Raw genomic sequence first — 20,690 nt, forward strand, 5'->3', positions numbered from 1 at the left:
GAAATCAGTAACAGATTTTAAAAAAAATCTTTGATTTTTAAAGCTAATGTGTTCTTCTCAAAAGTCGAATCACAAACTTAAAATAACTAACGTGTCCAAAATCTTTTGTGACTTTTGTGGTTAATTTAAAGCGTGGTTAAATAAAAAGTTGAAAAATGAAAATTAAAAACATAGTCAAACTTAGCGTTCTCTGTTTTGCCTTCGGAAATCTCTCCGCACAAAATCCGTGGCCAAAAGCGACGAACACCGCTCAGCCGTGGACGCGTTGGTGGTGGATGGGAAGTGCCGTTGACGAAAAAGGTTTGGACAAACAATTAACAACGCTTTCCAAAGCTGGTTTTGGTGGAGTAGAAATTGTCCCGATTTACGGAGCGAAAGGATTTGAGAACCAATACATCAATTACCTTTCTCCGGAATGGATGAAAATGTTGCAATTCACGACAGATAAAGCGAAAAGTCTGAAAATGGGCGTTGATATGGCAGTCGGAACAGGCTGGCCAATTGGCGGACCACAGGTTGATGAAAATGATGCTGCAACAAAAATGATTGTCCAGACTTACAGCATTCAGCCAAATGAAAAATTTTCTGAAAAGATTGTTATAAAAGACGAAAAGCAGAAGAATTTAAAAACCATAAAACTCGATATTGTTACCGCTTATAATGAAAAAAATGAAGCTGTAGTTTTAACAGATAAAGTAACTCAGGACGGAACTTTAAACTGGAAACCAACCTCTGGAAAATGGACGCTCTACGCAGTTTTTATAGGTAAAACTTTGCAGAAAGTAAAACGTGCTGCTCCGGGTGGCGATGGCTATACTTTAGACCATTTTTCTCCCGATGCCACGAAGGATTATCTGAAAACTTTCGATAAAGCTTTTGGAAATTCAAACTATGGAATTCGCTCGTTTTTTAATGACAGTTATGAAGTTTATGGCGCAGACTGGACTGCCGATTTTAAAGAAGAATTTAAGAAAAGAAGAGGTTACGATGTAAGTCAGTATATCAAATATCTGGTTAGCGATGAAGAAAGTGAAATTGCCGGAAGGATAAAATCGGATTACCGTGAAACAATGAGTGAATTGATTCTGAATAATTTCACGGATAATTTCACAAATTGGGCGCATTCCAAAAACTCAAAAAATACCAATCAGGCACACGGTTCGCCGGGAAATTTACTTGATTTATATGCTGCAGTTGATATTCCTGAATCTGAAACTTTCGGAAGTACAAAATTTGATATTCAGGGTTTGAAAAGGAATGTGGAAGACATCAATACAAAGGAAGTTCCCGATATTAATATGTTGAAATTTGCTTCTTCTTCGGCAAACATTACCGGAAAACCTTTGATTTCCAATGAATCTTTTACTTGGTTGACGGAGCATTTCAAAACGTCTTGGTCACAGGTAAAGCCTGAATCCGAGCAGATTTTTTTATCAGGAATCAATCATATTTTTTACCACGGAACGACTTACACACCGGCTGATGTTCAGTTTCCGGGATGGTTGTTTTATGCTTCGACGAATTTCGTTCCTGAAAACAGTTTGTGGCCAAATATTAAAGGTTTAAATTCTTACATCGAAAGAACGCAATCTGTTTTACAAAGTGGAAAATCGGATAATGAAATCCTGATGTACTGGCCTGTTTACGACCAATGGGCAAGTCCGAAAGGAAAAGATGTGGCGTTTAAAATTCATAATATTGAAAAGTGGCTGCATCCGACAGTTTTCTATGAAAATCTTGAGAAATTAGGAAAATCAGGGTATTCTCTGGATATGATTTCGGATAAAATGATTGGAGAAGCGAAGTTTGAAAATCAGAATATTCAGGTTTCAAAAAATGGCGGTTCTTACAAGGTTTTAATTATTCCTCAACTGAATTATTTCTCTGAATCAACCTTAAAAAATATTTTAGACTTAGCTCAAACTGGCGCTTCGGTGATTTTCCAAAGCGAACCAAAAGACGTTCAGGGATTTTTTGAATTTGAAAAAAGAAGAAATGAATTACAATCTTTATGGACTAAAATTCCTTTTCAGCAAGACGGAAATTTAAAATCAGCAACATTCGGAAAAGGAAAAATAGTGTTGAGTTCCGATGTTGAAAAAGCGTTGGAATATTTAAAAATCGAAAGAGAAAAATTAACGGATACAGGATTGAAATTTGTCAGAAGAAAGTTCGATGGCGGAAAATATTATTATATCGTCAATCACACTTCGAAAGAAATTAATCAAAATATTCCAATAAATTTTACAGGTAAACAAGTGGCGCTGATGAATCCTGAAAATGGAGATTTCGGTGTTGCTGAAACACAGAATAATTCAGTGAAAGTTCAGTTGAAATCAGGGGAATCTTTAATTATTAAAACATCAGAAACTCCGGATAATTCGATTTCAAAATGGAAATATATTGAAAAAGCAGATGCTCCAATTGTTTTAAACCAATCTTGGCAACTAACTTTCAAAGAAGGTGGTCCTGAACTTCCGAAATCAAAAACTTTAGAGAAACTTCAACCGTGGACTAATTTCACAGAAGATTTGTCAACACAGAGTTTTTCAGGAACGGGAGTTTACACAACTTCATTTAAATTAAATAAAAAAGCCGATGATTTTGTACTGAAATTCGACAAATTATATGAAAGTGCAAAAGTCATCATCAACGGACAAAATGCAGGAATTGTTTGGAGTCTTCCATATGAAATCAATGTCGGAAAATACTTGAAAAAAGGAAAAAATACCATTCAGATTGAAGTTTCAAACCTGATGGCAAACCGAATCCGCTATATGGACCAGAATAAAATCCAGTGGCGAAATTATCACGAAATCAATTTTGTGAACATCGATTACAAACCGTTCGACGCTTCCAACTGGAAAGTACAACCTTCAGGTTTAGATGGCGAAATTCAATTAATTCCAATTCATTATTCAAAATAAATTATAAAAATGAAATATTATTTGTTGAAAAATTCCGAAAACAATTTTATCGAAGATAAAATCTTTGCGCCTTAAAAAAGTATTTTTCTCATTAACTTGCGTCTTTGCGAAAAACCAACAAATAATTTAAAATAAATAGATATGAAGCAGAATATCGTAAAAACATTAGCATTAGGAACGCTCCTAACATTCGGATTTTCCAATGCTCAAAACAAACCAAAAGTTGTTTTAGACAACTTTTTCAACAACGAAAAAAAGGAAAATAAAGAAACCAAAGTTTTGGAATCCTCTCATTATACTTGGAATGATACAACCAATGGAGGATTTTCTTTGTTGGGTGAAATCTTCCAAAAGCAGGGTGCGGAAATCAGTACATTAACAACAGCTCCTTCAAAAAATGATTTAAAAAACGCTAATATTTACATCATTGTAGATGCCGATATCGACAAAGAAGCGTACGGTGGAAAAGCCAATTTGATTGATGCAAAATCTATTAAAAATTTAGTAAAATGGGTAGAAAAAGGAGGTGTTTTGGTTTTGCTAAGCAATGATAAAGGAAATTCTGAGTTCGAACATTTCAATCATTTATCAGAAAAATTCGGTATTCATTTCAACGAAGACAGTTACAACAGAGTCCAGAAAAGAGAATTTGAACAAGGAAAAGTGATGGTTCCGGCTGGAAATGAGATTTTCTCTGAGCAAAAATTATATATGAAAGAAGTGGCGACGATTTCTGTGAAAAGTCCGGCAAAAGAATTGCTGTCGGCGGAAGGTAAAAATATCGCAGCCATTGCAAAATTCGGCAAGGGAACTGTTTTCGCATTGGGCGACCCGTGGTGTTACAATGAATATATCGACGGCAAAAAACTTCCGGCAGATTTCACCAATTATCAGGGAACTGAAGAATGGGTAAAATGGTTGCTGAAGCAGGTTTCTAAAAAATAAACCAATTTGTGCAATCGATTGAATGTGAAGAATTGGAATGATTTGGGCAACTTAATCCGCCTTCCGCTCCCAATCTTTTCACTCCACTTCGTTGCGTAAAAAGGATTTCCGCTCAAGTCGGGTTGCGATAGATTCAACGTTTAAAATGTTATTGTTACAGCATTTGTCATTCTGAACGAAATAGAATGGAGTGAAGAATCTAAACTAACTTAATGAGATTCTTCCTTCGTCAGAATGACATTGTGAAAATTTTAGTTATAAAAGCATTTCGTCAAAACATAAAAATAATTAGATATTGATATAGAATTATGAAAATGAAATATATCTTCATTACATCCGCCATTTTTCTTTCGCAGACATTCTTTGCCCAAAGACAAATGGAATACCTGAAAAGAGGAATTGTTGCGATTCCTGCAGAATCAGGCGTTTTTGTGAGTTGGCGTTTGCTGGGAACGGAAGCTCAGAATACGCATTTCGATGTGTATCGTACAGAAAATAATCAGACTAAAAAGTTGAATGCAAAACCTTTGCTCAACGAGACTAATTTTTTAGATAAAACCGCTGACAAAGGAAAAAATTACACCTATTTCGTAAAATCAAATACACAACATCAGGAAGTTGACCAGGATTTTGCAAAATATACAGCAAATCAAAAACCTTATTTTTCAATTCCGTTGAAAACACCAACTGGTTACACTCCGAATGATGCTTCAGTGGCCGATTTGGATGGTGACGGAGAATACGAAATCATCCTTCATCAAACAGGACGTTCGAAAGACAACAGTCAGAAAGGAGAAACTGACCCGCCAATTATTCAGGCTTATAAACTGAACGGACAGTTTCTGTGGGAAATTAATTTAGGAAAAAATATTAGAGAAGGAGCGCATTATACGCAGTTTTTGGTATATGATTTAGACCAGGACGGAAAAGCGGAAATCGTGATGAAAACTGCCGACGGAAGTAAAGATGGAAAAGGAAAATTTATTGGAGACCCGACCAAAAATTACGTCAACGAAAACGGAATGATTCTTTCCGGACCAGAATATCTGACAGTTTTTGACGGACAAACCGGAGCAGAAATCAATACCGTTAATTATCAGGTTCCAAGATTTGCTAGAAGTTTAAACCCAACTAACGAAGAAATGACCGAAACTTGGGGAGATGCCAAAGGAAACCGCATCGACCGGTTTTTAGGAGCAGTTGCTTACCTTGACGGAAAAACACCGAGTGTGATTATGTCGAGAGGTTATTATACAAGAACGGCGATTGCAGCTTGGGATTATAAAGATAAAAAACTCAGTTTGAAATGGCTTTTCGATACCGAAAGTTCGGAAGAAAATAAAAAATACCGCGGTCAAGGAAATCATAATTTAAGCATTGCAGACGTTGATAACGACGGAAAAGACGAAATTGTTTTCGGAGCGATGACTGTGGATGACGATGGAAAAGTGTTGAACAGCACAGGTTTTGGTCACGGCGATGCGTTGCACGTTGGAGACTTAGACCCGACCAATCCGGGATTGGAAATTTTTGATATTCAGGAGAGGTTTGATGATGCAGGAGCGCATTTCAGAGATGGAAAAACAGGAAAAGTTTTATGGAAATTACCGTCAACAGTTTACAGTGAAGCGGGAAAATTTCAGGGTCCGGGAAGAGGTTTATCTTTGAATATTGACCCTCGTTACGAAGGTTCAGAATCTTGGGCTGCCGGAGCTGGACTGAAAGGAGTTTACAATACCAAAGGAAAAAAAATAAGCAGTAAAAATCCTCCTGCTAATATGGGAATTTATTGGGATGGTGATTTTTTAAGTGAAATTTTAGATGGAACTGTCGTTTCAAAATGGGATTGGGAAAAAGAAAAGTCTAATTTAATATTTGATGCTAAAACTTTCCAGTGTGAGTCTAACAACGGGACTAAGAAAAATCCGGCTTTGGTTGCAGATTTATATGGAGATTGGCGAGAAGAAGTGATTTACAGAACAGCCGACAATCAGGAATTGAGAATTTTTTCTACAACAATTCCAACGAAGCATAGATTGTACACTTTGATGCATAATCCGCAATATCGTTTGAGTATTGTATGGCAAAATGTAGGGTACAATCAGCCTCCGCATACCGATTATTATTTAGATGAATCTTTGAAGGAAATGCCAAAACCTAATGTGACAACAATAAAATCTTTAAATAAAATTGATAAATAAATTATATATATGAAAAGATCATTAATTAAAAATGGATTTTTCGCCTTGATCATTGGAGTTTTGTCCTCTTGTTCAACTCAAAAATCTAGCTCGGTAAACAAAGTTGAAATTCCTGACAAGAAAGAAGTTCTGGAAGTCGCTCAACGTGCCAATCAATATTTTATGGACAAATGGCCGGATACCAAAAAAGATATTGTCGGCAAAAAAGTCTGGCCAAGTAATCTATGGACGAGAGCGGTTTATTATGAAGGATTGATGGCTTTATATTCAGTAGACCCAAAGAAAGAGTATTACGATTATGCAATGTCGTGGGCAAACAATCACAATTGGGATTTACAGCGTGGAACATACACCCGAAATGCAGACCATCAGGCTTGCGGACAAACCTATCTTGACCTTTACGAAATCGACGGAAGAAAAAATCCTGAAAGAATTAAAAATGTAAAAGCTGCTATGGACAGTATGATTGCCACTCCAAAAGTTGATGATTGGTGGTGGATTGATGCCCTTCAAATGTCGATGCCTATTTTTACGAAGTTAGGTAGAATTACAGGTGAGCAAAAGTATTTTGACAAGAATTACGAGATGTACGCTTTCACCAAATATAGACACGGCGGAAATGGTTTGTACAATGCAAAAGATAAACTTTGGTGGAGAGATAAAAGTTTTGTTCCGCCTTACGCAGAACCGAATGGAGAAGATTGTTATTGGAGCAGAGGGAACGGTTGGGTTGTTGCGGCTTTAGCGAGAACTTTGGAAGATACGCCTAAGTCGGATGCGCATTATCAGGAATATTTGCAGGATTACAAAGACCTTTTATCGGCTTTGCTTCCGATTCAGAGAGAGGATGGTTTTTGGAATGTGAGTCTTCACGATCCAACCAATTTCGGCGGGAAAGAGATGACCGGAACAGCGCTTTTCGTTTATGGAATGGCGTATGGAATTAATAAAGGTTTGATTGATAAAAAAACATATTTGCCAGTTCTTACTAAAGCTTGGAATGCAATTGTGAAAGATTCTGTTCAACCGAACGGATTTTTAGGCTGGGTTCAGGGGACTGGAAAGGAGCCGAAGGATGGGCAGCCTTTAGCGATTGACAAAGTTCCTGATTTTGAAGATTATGGATTAGGGTGTTTGTTGTTAGCTGCAAGCGAGGTTTATCAACTAAAATAGAATTTTACTTTCGTTAGATAATTAAGACTTAGCAATGAGAATTTGTTAGGTCTTTTTGTTTATAGCGGTTAAATATAAATTAAGTGATAATATTTTATTCTAAATTGGAAATAATCACGGCTTAAGTTTAAAATTTGGAAATAATTAGAAGTTCTAAAATTGTAAAAAACAGATATAACTATCAATAAAGTAATGAGTTAAAAAATCTCTACGAGACAATAGAAAAAGTCTTATTTTTCAAAATATTACACATGACAGTACAAGATGCGCAATCGATTACATCTTGTTAATTTTCAAATTCAATCGATAAGATAATATTATGAATGCATTATTAGGAGTTATTTTTCATTTTTTAGGAGGTTTTTCATCAGGCAGTTTTTATTTGCCTTATAAAAAAGTAAAAGGCTGGCAATGGGAAACTTTTTGGTTGATTGGAGGTGTGTTTTCGTGGATTATTGTTCCACCTTTAGCCGCTTTTCTTACCATTCCTGATTTCTGGGAAATTATCCAAAATGAAAATTCATCAATTTTAGGATTGACATTTTTGTTTGGTGCACTTTGGGGAATTGGAGGTTTTATGTACGGTTTGGGCGTTCGTTATCTGGGCGTTGCCTTGGGAAGCAGTATTATGTTAGGATTGACGATGGTAATTGGTTCGCTTCTTCCTTCCATTTTTTATGAATTCTATCCACAAGCGGGAAAAGACAACATCGGTTTGATGCTTTCCAGTGATTGGGGAAAAATGGTTCTTTTAGGATTGTTGATTTGTATTGTCGGAATTGTCATTAGTGGTAAAGCTGGTGTAATGAAGGACAAAGAACTTCAAACCGATTCTATCGACCCGCACGGTGTAGAAGTGAAGACAGAATATAAATTTGGTTTGGGATTGATTGTAGCCATTATTTCAGGAGTTCTGAGTGCTTGTTTTAATTTTGGTCTGGAAGCAGGGAAACCAATGGCACACGTGGCCAACGAAGCTTGGAAATTGGCCAATCCAAATCAGGGAGAATTTCTTTTTCAGAATAATGTAACTTATGTGGTTGTACTTTGGGGAGGAATGGCTTCTAACCTTATCGGATGTCTTTATCTTTCATTTAAAAATAAATCTTATACCGATTATACCAAGAAAAATGTCCCATTTGTAAAGAATATTATTTTCTGTGCATTAGCCGGAACAATGTGGTTTTTACAATTTTTCTTCTACGGGATGGGAGAGAGTAAAATGGGAAATGGACCTAGTTCGTGGATTTTACATATGGCATTCATTATTTTAATTGCCAATCTTTGGGGTGTAATAATCAAAGAATGGAAAGGCGTTTCCAAAAAAACAATTTCAACTATTGTATTAGGAATGCTGGTAATGTTTATCTCTATACTCATTGTAGGGTATGGTAATTCTTTACGATAAATCAAATATTAATTCAACAATTTTTTCTTATTCAATATTCTTATTATTTTCAATTTAAATTGAATTAACACTGAACACTGACAAAAATCAGTGTTTTTGTTTTTAAGTATTAATTTTTGAAAATCAGCACAATAAAATAGTGAAAATCTATTATTTAGTGTGATTGATTATTTTTCAATTATTTGATATTATTTTTATTTATATTGTATTTATTTTCGATTTTTAAAGTAAATAAGACTTTAAAATTATGATAAATTAATAATTTGATAATGCAGGATATGACAGGATGCTGAAAGTTTTGTAAGCATGTACATTTCGGTCATAATAATTCAATATTAAAAAAACTTAATATATGTCATTGATAATTAAACACAAGAATGTAAAGAGAATTGTTTTTCCGGCTTTTCTGCTTTCATCTCATTTGCTCTTGGCTCAACAGGTTCCAAATGATAGTACAAAAATTAGTACTAAAGATATTGATGAGGTCGTTGTCATCGGATATGGAACGGTTAAAAAATCTGACCTTACAGGTTCTGTATCTTCTGTTTCCGCAAAAGACCTGGCGGCAACTCCGGCAATGAATGCTTTACAGGCTTTACAGGGTAGAGCGGCAGGTTTGAACATTGTAACTGCAAGTGGTGCGCCTGGTGCAACTGCCAACGTAACCATCCGTGGTGGTGCATCTATTACTCAGGGAACAGAACCACTTTATATTGTGGATGGTTTCCAATTAGACAACGCTCTAAACGTCATCAATCCTAATGACATAGAAAGTATTGATGTATTAAAAGGTGCTTCTGCTATTGCGATTTATGGTGCACGTGGCTCTAATGGTATTATCGTTATCAAAACGAAGGGTGGTAAGAAAGGAAAAACTATTATCAACTATAATAATTTTACATCGTTTGATACATTGTCTAAAAAACTGGATATGCTTTCTAATGCAGAGGATTATGTAAAATACCAGTACGAGATGGCTAATCTGGCTGGAAGAACTGCACAGTGGAGCAATTATTTCGATAATAATCTTGCACCGGAAACTCCTGGCTTCCATACCGGTGTATTTAACAGGATTGATGAAAGATACGCAAATACTTCCACACTTGACTGGCAGGAGAAAATGCTTGGTGGGTCTGGGGTAACTACGAACCATAACTTTAATTTTTCTGTAGGAACTGAAAAAACGCAGGCCTTTGTAAGTTATAATTATAATAAGCAGGATGGTTTGCTTGACAACTTTAGCGAGACTAGAAACTCGTTGAGAGCAAATATTAAATCCGAACTGTACAAGGGTATTAGGGTAGATTTCAATTCTGTATTCAATACCAATTCCTTAAATGGTGGAGGTGCTTATTCTGGGATGAAAAAGATATTACTACAGCCGATTATTGGTGGAACACGTTTCAGCCTGAATCAGCTTTTCAATACACAGACTTATGGTGACTTTGCAGCTTTGGATCCAAGTTATGATACTGAGAATCCATTTATCGAACTTCAAGCATCTACCTCCAATGCCCGCAATAGAAATTTTGTGGCTAATGCAGGTGTGGAAATCGATTTTCTTAAAAATTTCACCTTCAGAACGGCGGGACAGTATAACTGGAGAAACGTTAAATCTACTTCCTTCTCCGATGAAAATTCAAGAGCTAATCTTACAGATCCTACAACTACCGGTATCAACGGAAAGATTGGAAACAGCGAATCTTACGGCTATCAGATTACGAATACAGTGACTTATAACAATACCTTTGGAGATAAACACAAAATTAATGCATTGATAGGTCAGGAAGTCGTTTACTCACAATCAGAAAGCAATAACCTAACTTTAATAAAATTTCCTTTTCCCAACTTCGGATTAGATGATATTTCTACTGCGACCGTTTCTGACAAATCTACAGATAGAAGCAGCAATAGTCTATTATCCTACTTTGGAAGAGTAAACTATAATTACGATGACAGATATTTATTAACCGCAACCATTAGACGTGATGGATCGTCAAAGTTTGGACCGAATAATAAATGGGGAACTTTTCCATCCGTAGCCGCAGCTTGGAGAGCGTCTCAGGAAGGTTTCTGGCAGAATTCTAAAATAACAAATGTTATTAATGATTTGAAATTCAGATTCGAGTATGGTGTGACAGGGAATAATGACATCGGAAATAATCTCTTCCTCACGACCTATTCTATAACGGATTATCCAATGAATAACACACCAGGAAATCCAGTGTACGTTACAAGCTCTAATCTTGGAAATCCTTTTCTAAGATGGGAAGAAATGAAAACTACCAATGTTGGTGTTGACCTGGGACTATTTAATAACAGAATCAAACTGACGTCTGAATGGTATAATAATATTGTAGACGGAATGCTGATGTCAGCTGTTCTTCCAGCGTCATCAGGGTATTCAAAACAATATCAGAATATTGGAAGTATGAGAAACAGAGGTATAGAATTTACTTTGAATACTATTAACTTGAAATCAGACGACTTCAGATGGACAACAGATTTCAACATTGGACATAACCGTTCCAAGGTTCTTTCTTTAGAAAAAGGAAGAGATTCCAGAACCTTCAGTGTGGGAAGTAACAGAGCAGGAGTTGTAACCTATTATGCGACAGTTGGGGAGCAGCTCGGTGAGATGTATGGTTACGTTTATCAAGGTATTTACACTACAGACGATTTTACCCAGAATGCCAATGGGACTCTAACACTTAAGGATGGTGTAGTAAAACCGGCAACTGGAACGCCAAAACCTGGAGATATTAAGTTCGCTGCAGATAACGAAGCAGGCGATCAGTTTACAAGAAAAATGGTGAAAATTGGAGATGCGACGCCTGACTTCATTGGAGGTATCAGTAATAACTTCTCTTACAAAGGTTTTGATTTGGCCGTGTTTATGAAGTTCAGCGTTGGAGGTGATGTTTACAATGCAACTAAACATAGTTTAAGTCCATATGCTTTGTTCCAAAACGTTCCATCGGAATTCGGAACTAACTTCTATCATTTGATTGACCCCAACACAGGACAACAGACCATGAATCTGGCAAGGCTGAAAGAGCTAAATCCAAATGAAGATTCTCGTCTTTGGAGCCTTAGCAATACCAATACTCAGACTATTACTTATCCATCATCTTATTATGTAGAAGATGGTTCTTATCTTAGAATTGCACAGTTGACTTTAGGGTATTCTTTACCAAAAAGCTTCCTGAGAGACATTATGGTGACTAATGCCAGAATATATGTTACGGTTAATAATCTTGCTACCATTACAGGTTATTCAGGTTTCGACCCGGAGGTTTCTGCTGCAAGTGGAGTAGCTGTAACTCCTGGTTATGACAGTTCTACATTTCCAAGGTCAAGAAGTTACGTTCTTGGAATTAATTTAACGTTTTAATTTTTTAAATTGATTTAAAATGAAAAATATATTTAATCAACATAGACTTATAAAAAAAGTGGTGGTAATGTCTTCAGTTGTGCTAACTGTTCTTGCTACCAATTCCTGCAGCGATGATTTCCTGGATCAGCCTTCTTATAACAATACAGATTCTAATAAAGTTTTTGAAAATTTACAGACTGCGGAAATGTTTGTTTTAGGATGTTACAGAGGGCTTGTTCCTGCAGAGATGTTCTATCAGCTTGGCGCTGGTGATACAGTGAACCATTCGCTGGAGGCACTTAATAATTCAAAATATAATATCGGAAACTATAATTATGATGCCTATACACCTTTTACCGTAACAGGAATTTACTCTGCTATGTATGCTGTGATTGAGCGTACTAATATTGCAGTTTATCAACTTGGAAAAATGGCGGCGAGTGAGAAGAGGGACGCCTTGATAGGAGAGGCTAAGTCGATTCGGGCATTTTGTTATTATAATCTTATCAGGATTTATGGCGATGTACCTTCGGTATTCGAGCCATTGGAAACATTAGACCCAAATGATGAAAATACGTTCTATCCAAAACGTGCATCACGTGATGAAATTTATGATAGGATTGTAGGCGATTTGCAGGAAGCTGCAGTCAATGTACCTACCTTGGCAGCAAGCGGATACGGAACTACTGAACGTTTGTCAAAAGAAGGTGTCAATGCCTTATTGGCTAAAATTGCGCTTTACGCTGCTGGTTATTCACTTCGTTGGGAATTAAATACTTCTAATCCGGGTGTTGTTTCTCGCCGTTCGGATAATGCAAGAGTAAGAGAGCTTTATCAGATTGCAGATAATGCTTGCGCGGCTATCATCACTGGTGGTACAAAAAGTCTTGTACAAAGCCAAAGTGGAAAGAGTGGATTCGAAGCATTATGGTTCAACTTTGATCGTAGAAATTTTGGTGCAGTTAATTCCGAAATGCTTTGGCATATTGCATCTCTGGGACAGAATACCAATTCTGCATTCCAGGTCTACGCACATCCTGGTTACCGTGGTGGTGTCTTTGGATCTCGTTCTTCACAACAAATGATCTTACCATCGTATTACCTTTCCTTTAATCAAAATGACACACGTAGAGATGTTACTTGTACGTCTTACAGTGTCTACTTCCTGGAAGCGGGAGCTGCAGGCGATACTTTTGTAGATGTAGGTACAACTTATTCTGCGATTATGCCAGGCAAGTTTAGACTGTCTTGGAGTGTAGAACCGCAGGCTGCTGCTGACAGAAACCTTAATATTCCATTGCTGAGATATGCTGATGTTCTATTGATGTATGCAGAAACTCAAAATTATCTTAATAATGGTCCTACAGCTGCTGCCAATGCTGCGTTAACAGCCGTCCGTACAAGAGCTGGCATTGGTTCATTACCATTACCATCCGGACAAGCCGACTTTTTGAAAGCTATTGTTCAGGAAAGAAAGTGGGAATTTGCAGGGGAGTTTATGCTTCGTACAGATCTTATCAGAACCAATAGCTTAACTACTGAAATCGAAGCCACTAGACAGGATATGAAAGACTTGACTAGAAGATTGGGTAAATATGCTAATGTTGCCACTTACAGACTGTACAAATTCCACAAAAATTCTCAGGTTTATGGTGATCCGTTTTTAGCTTTACCATACATTGATATTACCAATCCAACGGAAATTGCGACCATCAAAAATGTTCCTACCAGTTCAGCAAATTATGCAGCTTATCAAACAGCATTAAGAGCGATTGTAGCAGCACACGGACAGCCAACTTCCACAGATGATAAATGGTATCCTACACAAATGTTTGAAGCTTATACCAGTACATTTAATGGTAATGCGAGAAAAGCTGTAGGGTTTGGAGCAGGATTCAACGTTTTGGGAATGGGTAACAATATGTATTCTAAAGCGTTTGGTTATGCTGAGAATGGAAATGCGTATCCAGGTTGGGTAGAGTCTGCTAATGATGGTTTATTCTTCGGATTCCAGACCAACAAGACAGAATTGTTGCCATTTGCAGCTGCGTCTGCAGGACACCCAATGATAGATAACCCAAATCTGACCCAATTACCTGGTTATTAATCTTTTAAAAATTAGTAAGGTTGGATTTAATATCAATAATCTTTGGATTAATGTTGAATGTTATTTTAAATTAACTTTAAATATAATATTCATCAGTATAGTACGGGATGCCGTTGACAATTCAACCTTCTAATTTTGAAGAAAAATTTAGAAATATAATTATAATGAATAATGTAAAAACATTCAAATACGTAGACTATTTGTGGGATGATGAAAAAGCAGCATCTTTCGGAGATGACCAGGTTGCTTTATTTTTATACCGTTCAAACATCTTGGGAGCAGACTTAAGAATCACCAATTATGGAGGCGGAAACACAAGCTGTAAAACCATAGAGAAAGACCCTTTAACAAATGAAGATGTTGAGGTAATGTGGGTAAAAGGTTCAGGTGGTGACATCGGAACGCTGACGAGAAAAGGTATTGCTGGTTTGTACACAGAAAGATTGAGAAATCTTAAAAATGTATATGAAGGTTTGGCAGACGAAGACAGAATGGTTGGGCTTTTCAATCACTGTATTTACGATTTGGACAGCAAAGCACCTTCTATTGATACGCCGCTTCACGGACTTCTTCCATTCAAACATATCGATCACCTTCACCCGGATGCTTTAATTGCGGTTGCTGCGGCAAAAGACAGTCAGGCTGTAACTAAAGAAATCTGGGGTGATACAATGGGTTGGGTGCCTTGGCAAAAACCAGGTTTTGACTTAGGTTTACAGTTAGAAAAATGTTTAAACGATAATCCTGGAATCAGAGGAATCGTTTTGGGAAGCCACGGCCTGTTCACTTGGGGAGACACTTCTTACGAATCTTATATCAACAGTTTGGAAGTTATCGAAATGGCTTCTGAATATATCGCTAAAAAAATCGAAGAAAAAGGTCAGGTTTTTGGCGGACAAAAAGTAGAATCTTTATCAGCTGATGAACGTAAAACTAAGGCAGCTCAGATTATGCCTTTACTAAGAGGTTTAGCTTCTTCCGAAAACAGAATGGTGGGTCATTTCACAGACGGCGATGTGGTGTTGGAATACATCAATAGTAACGACTTGGAAAGATTGGCTCCGCTTGGAACCTCTTGTCCGGATCACTTTTTAAGAACTAAGATTCAACCTTTAGTTTTAACTTTAGATAAAAATGAAGATTTAACAGATTCTAAAGCGATTTTAGAAAAATTAAATCCACTTTTCGAGCAATACAGACAGGAATATAAAGACTATTACGAAACTTGTAAGCATCCAAACAGCCCTGCGATGCGTGATCCGAATCCTGTCATCATTATTTATCCGGGAGTAGGAATGTTCAGTTTCTCGAAAGATAAGCAGACAACACGTGTTGCAAGCGAGTTTTATGTGAACGCAATCAACGTAATGAGAGGTGCAGAAGCCATTTCTGAATACACTTCATTACCAAGACAGGAAGCTTTCGACATCGAATATTGGTTATTGGAAGAAGCAAAACTTCAGAGAATGCCGAAAGAAAAGCCATTGTCAAGAAAGGTGGCAATCGTAACCGGAGCCGGAGGCGGAATCGGACAGGCAATTGCAGATAAAATGGTTGCAGAAGGTGCTGTTGTAGTTTACACAGATTTAAATACAGAAGCGGTAGAAGCTGCAACTTCAAAATATAACAAAGACCAGGCGGTTGCTGTTCAGTGTGATGTAACGAATGAAGAAGCGATTGCCAATGCTTTCAAAGAAACCGTTTTGGCTTTTGGTGGAGTAGATATTATCGTTCATTCAGCTGGTTTGGCGATTTCTAAATCATTGGAAGATACGACGACAAAAGACTGGGAATTACTTGAAAATGTTTTGGTTAAAGGTCAGTTTATGATGGCTAAATCAGGAACTGAAATTTTCAAAAAGCAGAACTTAGGTGGCGACATCGTAAATATTGCAAGTAAAAATGGTTTGGTTGCTGGCCCAAATAACGTAGCTTACGGAACGGCAAAAGCAGCGCAACAGCATATGACGAGATTATTGGCGGCAGAATTGGCAGCAGATAAAATCCGCGTGAATGTTGTAAATCCTGACGGCGTAATCGTTGGAAGCAAAATCTGGGAAGGTTCTTGGGCAGAAGGTCGTGCAAAAGCAAACGGAATCACCGTTGAAGAATTGCCCGCATTCTACGCAAAAAGAAATCTTCTGAACGAAATTATTCTTCCGGAAGATATCGCCAACGGAGTGTTTGCGTGTGTTGCAATTTTAGATAAAAGTACAGGAAATATCATCAATGTAGACGGCGGAATGGCAAATGCGTTCCCAAGATAATTATTTTATAAATATTTTTTATTTGGGCAGCTTTATCCGCCCTCCGTTCCCGCTTTTTTGTCTCCGCTTCGCTGCGACAAAAAGAGCTCCACTCAGGTCGGGCTGCGAGCGATTCGAAAGCAATTGAAGGAAAGAAAATAAAATATTTAGTACTAATTTAGACAATAAATTTAGCCTTGTCAAGATTCAAAACCTTGACAAGGCTAATCAAAAATCAAAATATGATTATAGGAAAAGATATCATTGAACAAAACAATAAAAGCGAGGTTGAAAATTTCAATTCAGATTTCGCTTATTTATCAGATAAACTGACAAAGTCAGGAGCCAACGTTTCTGAAATTGTCAACAAAATTGCTGACTTCCAAGTGGCAATTCCAAGTTGGGCTTTAGGAGCTGGAGGAACACGTTTCGGAAGATTTTCTTACGGCGGAGAACCTTCTTCTTTAGAACAAAAATTAGATGATGTAGGATTAATTCACGCTTTAACGCATTCTGCAGGTGCAATTTCTCTTCATATTCCTTGGGATATTCCAAGCGATGTGAAAGCGATTAAAGAAAAAGCAGCTTCTCACGGATTGATTTTCGATGCGATGAATTCAAACACATTTCAGGATCAGCCGAACGCAAAACAATCGTACAAATTTGGTTCGTTAAATGCGGTAAATGAAGATGCAAGAGCTTACGCAGTAGAGCATAACAAAGAAGTCATCAGAATCGGAAAAGAGCTAGATTCAAAAAGCTTAACGGTTTGGTTGGCAGACGGAGCAAGTTTTCCGGGACAGTTGAATTTCCAGACAGCTTTGTCAAAAACCGAACAGAGTTTAAAAGAAATCTACGCCGGAATGCCGGAAGACTGGAAATTATTCATCGAATATAAACCATACGAACCGAATTTCTATTCAACAACCATCCAGGATTGGGGAACTTCGTTTATGTTAGCAAATGCTTGTGGCGACAGAGCTTATACTTTGGTAGATTTAGGTCACCATTTACCAAACTCAAACATCGAACAAATCGTTGCAACCTTGATGTACAAAGGAAAATTAGGAGGTTTCCATTTCAACGACAGCAAATATGGAGATGATGATTTAACGGTAGGTTCAATCAAACCTTATGCATTATTCCTGATTTTCAACGAACTGGTGTACGGAATCGAGAACAATCCTCAAAATCCTTATCCGGCTTGGATGATCGATGCGAGTCATAACATCAAAGATCCTTTGGAAGATTTAATTCAGTCTTTGGAAGCGATTCTAATTGCTTATGCACAGGCTCTTTTGGTCGATCAAAAAGCATTGAAAGATGCTCAGTTGAACAATGACGTAGTTCGTGCACAGGAAATTTTGCAGAATGCGTACAGAACAGACGTGCGTCCGTTATTAAAAGCGGCAAGATTACATACAGGCGCTGCATTAGACCCAATTGCGGCGTACAGAAACCTTAAAGTAAGAGAAACATTAATATCTGAAAGAGGTCTGAATGTAAAAGCAACAGGATTATAAAATCCTATTAGTATTGATAGAAATAACTTTCATCTTATAATTTGAAAGTTTGAAAAATAAACCACTTATTTTTATTTTAATTAAGGGTGTTTAGGATATTAAGTTTCACTAGTAATGATTTTTCTTAATTTCTAAACACTCCTTAATTGTTTTAATTTGAAAGCATAAGATTCGGAATTCCATTTTTATACTTTCATACAATTATTAAATTCATTTTCAGGAATGTCCAAAAAGAAAGTAACCATCGTATTTGATATTGGAAAGACCAATAAAAAATTCTTTTTATTTGATAAGAATTATCAAGAAGTTGTTAGAGAATATACAGAATTGCCTCTGACAACAGATGAGGATGGTTATCCCACAGAAGATCTTCCAGCTTTGCAAAATTGGATCAAAGAAAATTTTCATAACATCCTTGAAAATGATGAATATGAAGTAAAAGCTATTAATTTTTCCACGTACGGAGCAAGTTTTGTACATCTGGATCAAAAAGGAAATGTTCTCACTCCTTTATACAATTACACCAAACCAATGGATCAGGAGATTCTTGATCTTTTCTATGAAAAGCACGGTGACAAGCTAAAAATTTCCCGTGAAACAGCCTCTCCACAAGCAGGAATGCTGAACTCCGGTCTGCAATTGTTTTGGTTAAAATACAAGCATCCTGAAGTTTTCAGAAAAATCCGTTACAGTTTGCATTTGCCACAATATTTATCGTATTTGTTTACCGGAATTTGTGTGTCGGAATTTACTTCGATAGGCTGCCACACCAATTTGTGGGATTACGATAAAAATGATTATCACGACTGGGTTTATGAAGAAGAAATTGATGTTTTGTTACCACCAATTGTTCCGACTTCTGCGAGTATCAATACGTCTTATAGAAATAAAAAAATTAAAATCGGTGTTGGGATTCACGACAGTTCTTCGGCACTTTTACCTTATATTTTAAGCAAAAAAGAACCATTTTTATTGCTTTCAACAGGAACTTGGAGTATTTCTCTCAATCCTTTTAATGATGAAAGTCTGACTGATGAAGATATCGAAAATAATTGTCTGAATTATATGCGAATCGATGGAAAGCGTGTGAAAGCTTCACGTTTTTTTATGGGCAATGAATATAGGATTCAGGTTGAAAAGTTGTGTGCTTACTACGGAAAAGAATATGGTGCGCACAGAGAAGTTCAGTTTGATCAGGATTTATATTTGCATTTAATGAAGCACAAAGCGGTTTATTTCCGTTTTGAAGGGATAATTCTGAAAAGAAAGATGATTACCGAAACCGACCTGAATTCGTTTTCAACATTTGAAGAAGCCTATCATCAACTGATGATTGAATTGATGGATTTGCAGATTCACACAATAACGAATGCTATTGGAAATTCAGAAATCAAAAATATCTATATCGATGGCGGATTCACGGATAACGATGTCTTTATGAAGCTGATGTCACATCATTTCCAGCATTATAACGTGATGTCCACGCATTCTCCGCTTGGATCAGCTTTAGGCGCTTCGATGGTCATCTCGAACAAAAAAATTGATGAGACATTTCTACAGCAACATTATCAGATGAAAGTACTTCAACCGTTAATTTTTAATTTATAAACTATGTCATTTCCATTTGATACAAGATACGCGTCTTTAGAATTGTTGATTGAAAGAGCCAAAAAAAGAATGCCACGTTTCGCTTTCGAATATCTGGATGGCGGTTGTAATGAGAATATTAACCGAGATAGAAATACGACAGAATTAAGAGAGGTTTTGCTTCGTCCGCGCTATTTGGATAACAATTTTGCTGAAGCCAATATGGAAACGGAATTATTTGGCGTAAGATATTCTGCACCATTCGGAATTTCGCCCGTTGGTTTGCAGGGATTGATGTGGCCAAATGCTCCGGAAATTTTAGCAAAAGCCGCTTTCAAACATAATATTCCATTCATTCTAAGTACAGTCACGACAAGCAGTATCGAAAGAATTGCAGAATTAACCGAAGGAAAAGCTTGGTATCAATTATACCATCCAAGAGAAGAATGGCTGAGAGATGATATTTTCAACCGTTGCGAAGCTTCTGGTTATGACGTTCTTTGTGTACTGTCGGATGTTCCCACGTTTGGTTACAGAGCCAAGGAAATCAGAAATGGATTGGCAATGCCACCTCAATTGAATTTCAGAAATGTCTCTCAGGCTTTGGCAAAACCGCAATGGTGTCTTGAAATGCTTAAAAATGGTGTTCCGAGTTTCGCCACGATGGAAAAATATATGGACAAAAATATGAATGTGAAACAGCTGGGACAGTTCATGAATTCTACGTTTTCCGGAAGACTTAATTCAGACAGAATCAAAGCAATCCGTGATAAATGGAAGGGAAAACTGGTTATCAAAGGCGTTGCTTCCGATGAAGATGCGGCTGAAGCTGTTCGTCTCGGTTTTGATGGAATGATTATTTCCAATCACGGTGGAAGACAATTGGATGCTGGAGAATCTACAATTACTGTGGTGAAAGAAATAAGTGAAAAATATAAAGATCAAATCAAAGTGATGATGGACAGCGGTGTTAGAACTGGTCCAGATGTTGCCCGAGCTTTAAGCTGTGGTGCCGAATTTACCTTTATGGGCAGAACTTTTATGTACGCAGTTGGTGCTTTAGGCGAAAAAGGTGGTGACCATATTATCGAAATGCTTAAAATGCAGTTCAGACAGGTGATGGAGCAAGTTTGTTGTGAAAAGCCAGAAGATTTACAAAATTTCAGAGTAAAATAGTTGTTTGTTTAAGTTTATTCT

At 37.0% G+C, this 20,690-nt stretch carries 11 protein-coding genes; all 11 read left to right on the forward strand.

The features are described from left to right. The first annotated feature begins 155 nt into the window (after window positions 1–155). The 11 genes from BUR19_RS05620 (at window position 156) to BUR19_RS05670 (ending at window position 20,669) form a co-directional block, all read left to right on the forward strand. Window positions 156–2,927: a glycosyl hydrolase gene (locus BUR19_RS05620; protein ID WP_074233900.1), complete on the forward strand. Its 2,772-nt coding sequence runs from the start codon at window positions 156–158 to the stop codon at window positions 2,925–2,927. 141 nt (window positions 2,928–3,068) lie between these two features. After that, window positions 3,069–3,872 carry a lacto-N-biose phosphorylase central domain-containing protein gene (locus tag BUR19_RS05625; protein WP_074233901.1) on the forward strand — a complete coding sequence of 268 codons (804 nt, stop codon included), beginning with the start codon at window positions 3,069–3,071 and terminating at the stop codon, window positions 3,870–3,872. Between the two features lie 314 nt (window positions 3,873–4,186). Continuing rightward, entirely contained in the window at window positions 4,187–6,073 is a 1,887-nt protein-coding gene (locus BUR19_RS05630; protein WP_317041447.1) for a rhamnogalacturonan lyase, read from the forward strand. A 9-nt stretch (window positions 6,074–6,082) separates the two neighbouring features. Further along, window positions 6,083–7,246: a glycoside hydrolase family 88/105 protein gene (locus BUR19_RS05635; protein WP_074233903.1), complete on the forward strand. Its 1,164-nt coding sequence runs from the start codon at window positions 6,083–6,085 to the stop codon at window positions 7,244–7,246. A gap of 319 nt (window positions 7,247–7,565) precedes the next feature. After that, entirely contained in the window at window positions 7,566–8,654 is a 1,089-nt protein-coding gene (gene rhaT, locus BUR19_RS05640; protein WP_074233904.1) for an L-rhamnose/proton symporter RhaT, read from the forward strand. Window positions 8,655–9,006: 352 nt separating this feature from the next. After that, entirely contained in the window at window positions 9,007–12,048 is a 3,042-nt protein-coding gene (locus tag BUR19_RS05645; RefSeq protein WP_074233905.1) for a SusC/RagA family TonB-linked outer membrane protein, read from the forward strand. A gap of 19 nt (window positions 12,049–12,067) precedes the next feature. After that, window positions 12,068–14,137 carry a RagB/SusD family nutrient uptake outer membrane protein gene (locus BUR19_RS05650; RefSeq protein ID WP_074233906.1) on the forward strand — a complete coding sequence of 690 codons (2,070 nt, stop codon included), beginning with the start codon at window positions 12,068–12,070 and terminating at the stop codon, window positions 14,135–14,137. A 164-nt stretch (window positions 14,138–14,301) separates the two neighbouring features. Continuing rightward, window positions 14,302–16,404 (forward strand): bifunctional aldolase/short-chain dehydrogenase, encoded by a 2,103-nt coding sequence (locus tag BUR19_RS05655; protein ID WP_074233907.1) that lies wholly within the window; start codon window positions 14,302–14,304, stop codon window positions 16,402–16,404. 221 nt (window positions 16,405–16,625) lie between these two features. Next, window positions 16,626–17,906, forward strand: coding sequence for a sugar isomerase (locus tag BUR19_RS05660; RefSeq protein ID WP_074233908.1), 1,281 nt, complete (start codon window positions 16,626–16,628; stop codon window positions 17,904–17,906). Between the two features lie 222 nt (window positions 17,907–18,128). Next, window positions 18,129–19,514, forward strand: a complete 1,386-nt coding sequence (locus BUR19_RS05665) for an FGGY-family carbohydrate kinase (protein ID WP_074233909.1) — start codon at window positions 18,129–18,131, stop codon at window positions 19,512–19,514. A gap of 3 nt (window positions 19,515–19,517) precedes the next feature. Further along, entirely contained in the window at window positions 19,518–20,669 is a 1,152-nt protein-coding gene (locus BUR19_RS05670; protein ID WP_074233910.1) for an alpha-hydroxy acid oxidase, read from the forward strand. The last annotated feature ends 21 nt before the right edge of the window (window positions 20,670–20,690 follow it).

Origin of the sequence: Epilithonimonas zeae (assembly GCF_900141765.1) — a bacterium.
Classification (GTDB): domain Bacteria; phylum Bacteroidota; class Bacteroidia; order Flavobacteriales; family Weeksellaceae; genus Epilithonimonas; species Epilithonimonas zeae.

Excerpts from the sequence above, each read along its gene's own strand:
- BUR19_RS05620 (WP_074233900.1), top strand. The coding sequence starts at position 156 with ATGAAAATTAAAAACATAGTCAAACTTAGCGTTCTCTGTTTTGCCTTC.
- BUR19_RS05630 (WP_317041447.1), top strand. The coding sequence starts at position 4,187 with ATGAAATATATCTTCATTACATCCGCCATTTTTCTTTCGCAGACATTC.
- rhaT (WP_074233904.1), top strand. The coding sequence starts at position 7,566 with ATGAATGCATTATTAGGAGTTATTTTTCATTTTTTAGGAGGTTTTTCA.
- BUR19_RS05665 (WP_074233909.1), top strand. The coding sequence starts at position 18,129 with ATGTCCAAAAAGAAAGTAACCATCGTATTTGATATTGGAAAGACCAAT.
- BUR19_RS05645 (WP_074233905.1), top strand. The coding sequence starts at position 9,007 with ATGTCATTGATAATTAAACACAAGAATGTAAAGAGAATTGTTTTTCCG.
- BUR19_RS05660 (WP_074233908.1), top strand. The coding sequence starts at position 16,626 with ATGATTATAGGAAAAGATATCATTGAACAAAACAATAAAAGCGAGGTT.
- BUR19_RS05635 (WP_074233903.1), top strand. The coding sequence starts at position 6,083 with ATGAAAAGATCATTAATTAAAAATGGATTTTTCGCCTTGATCATTGGA.
- BUR19_RS05655 (WP_074233907.1), top strand. The coding sequence starts at position 14,302 with ATGAATAATGTAAAAACATTCAAATACGTAGACTATTTGTGGGATGAT.
- BUR19_RS05670 (WP_074233910.1), top strand. The coding sequence starts at position 19,518 with ATGTCATTTCCATTTGATACAAGATACGCGTCTTTAGAATTGTTGATT.
- BUR19_RS05650 (WP_074233906.1), top strand. The coding sequence starts at position 12,068 with ATGAAAAATATATTTAATCAACATAGACTTATAAAAAAAGTGGTGGTA.
- BUR19_RS05625 (WP_074233901.1), top strand. The coding sequence starts at position 3,069 with ATGAAGCAGAATATCGTAAAAACATTAGCATTAGGAACGCTCCTAACA.